Consider the following 2,102-nt stretch of genomic DNA (forward strand, 5'->3'; position numbering starts at 1 on the left):
TTAATCAAATTGGTATTATGCTATTAACAAAGAGTTAGTTAATAGCATAAAACACCCTTGGCTAATAAACATCAGTAACTAATAGCTATTTTCTGGCGGCTTTTATCTATGTATTATAGAATACCTGAAACTTCGATACTTTTATACCCACCAAGATACCAAGCGTAGGATTACAGAAGGTTTTAAAAATATTTAACCTCACTTAATACTCTGCTCTCAAAAGATATATTGGTCAATAACAAGTAACTATTCGCCTTTACAACCGAACTTAATTAAACAGTATGACTCAACAAAATAATTGTGATGTTCTAATCGTTGGCAGTGGTGCAGCAGGTCTAACCTTAGCACTTCATTTAGCTAAAAATGCCGATGTGGTTATTTTAAGCAAAGGTCCATTAAACGAAGGCTCTACTTTTTATGCTCAAGGTGGTATTGCCGCCGTATTTGATGAGAATGATAGTATCTCTGCACATATAGAAGATACTTTAATTGCTGGGGCAGGATTGTGTGATGAAGAGGCTGTAAAGTTTACTACTGAAAATGCTAAATCTTGTTTAGAGTGGCTTATTAATCAAGGTGTTAAGTTTGATAAAGAGCAAATAGATAACGGTGAAAAACGTTATCATTTAACCCGAGAAGGCGGACATAGTCATCGTCGAATATTACATTCTGCTGATGCCACCGGTCAGGCGATTCAAACCACACTATCTGAACAAGTTAAAAAGCATTCTCGCATTCGTGTATTTGAACGTTTCAATGCTATTGATTTAATTTGCCAACAAAATACAAGCAATGAGCAAACAAAAAAATGTATTGGTGCGTATATTTGGAATAGAAATACTGAGAAAGTAGAAAGTATTTACGCGCAAAAAGTTATTTTAGCTACAGGCGGAGCCAGTAAAGTATATCAATATACCTCAAACCCAGACGTGGCTAGTGGCGATGGCATTGCCATGGCTTGGCGTGCTGGCTGTAGAGTGGCAAATATGGAATTTAATCAATTTCATCCAACGTGTTTATTTCATCCTTCTGCAGGAACTTTTTTACTTACCGAAGCCTTACGCGGTGAAGGGGCCAAGCTAAGGCGTCCTGATGGCAGTCGCTTTATGCCTGATTTTGACGAACGTGCTGAGCTTGCGCCACGAGATATTGTAGCCCGCGCCATCGATTATGAAATGAAACGCCTCGGTGCTGATTGTATGTACCTTGATATTAGCCACAAACCTAGTGACTTTATTAAACAGCACTTTCCCACTATTTATGAAAAAACGATGTCGTTAGGTATAGATATTACCCAACAGCCGATTCCTATAGTCCCAGCAGCTCATTATACTTGTGGCGGAATAATGGTTGATACACAAGGTAAAACAGATATTAATCAACTTTATGCTATTGGCGAAATGTCTTATACCGGCTTACATGGTGCCAACCGTTTGGCGAGTAATTCTTTATTAGAGTGTATTGTTTTTGCTCGTGCTGCAGCATTAGAAATCAGTGCAACCTTAGATCCCGACAATCGTTATTTAACATTACCGCATTGGGATGAAAGCCGCGTTACAAATTCAGATGAAGAAGTCGTTATCCAACATAACTGGCATGAACTTAGGTTATTTATGTGGGACTATGTTGGCATTGTAAGAACAACAAAGCGACTTGAACGTGCACTACATCGTGTTGAGCTATTACAACGAGAAATTGATGATTACTATCAAAACTTCAAAGTAAGCAACAACTTACTTGAACTACGTAATTTAGTACAAGTTGCCGAACTTATCATTAAATGTGCGATGGAGCGAAAAGAAAGTAGAGGTTTACATTACACCTTAGACTACCCCGATTTATTGCCTAAAGCTGAGCCGACAATACTTAAGCCAGAACATTAACTTAAAAGTGTTAGGCTAAGACTATAACTGTTTAATGATCTTAGCTAACCGAGAAAAATCTTGCGCGCTAACACTATCTCTAAATATAAATAGTTGTTTCGGTAATACTTGAGTTGATTTTTGTAAAGGATCGTTTTTAGGCTGCATGATTAACCAACAGCCGAGAAAGCTAAACCGACTTTGTGCTAATAATTGATACTCGTTGGGACGTAATTCAGA

The 2,102-nt window shown here is 37.8% G+C and carries 2 protein-coding genes; one reads left to right on the forward strand and one right to left on the reverse strand.

The window, feature by feature from the left end; translation table 11 throughout:
- Window positions 1-281 precede the first annotated feature (281 nt).
- The gene (nadB, locus tag KO502_RS02815; protein ID WP_216021042.1) at window positions 282-1,883 is read left to right on the forward strand and encodes an L-aspartate oxidase; all 1,602 of its coding nucleotides are present in this window, start codon (window positions 282-284) and stop codon (window positions 1,881-1,883) included.
- 21 nt (window positions 1,884-1,904) lie between these two features.
- On the opposite strand, the gene KO502_RS02820 is transcribed toward nadB, so the two are convergent.
- The coding region (locus KO502_RS02820) for a hypothetical protein (protein ID WP_216021043.1) at window positions 1,905-2,102 on the reverse strand (198 nt) is incomplete at its 5' end.

The organism is Colwellia sp. E2M01, from assembly GCF_018860585.1.
Taxonomy (GTDB): domain Bacteria; phylum Pseudomonadota; class Gammaproteobacteria; order Enterobacterales; family Alteromonadaceae; genus Colwellia.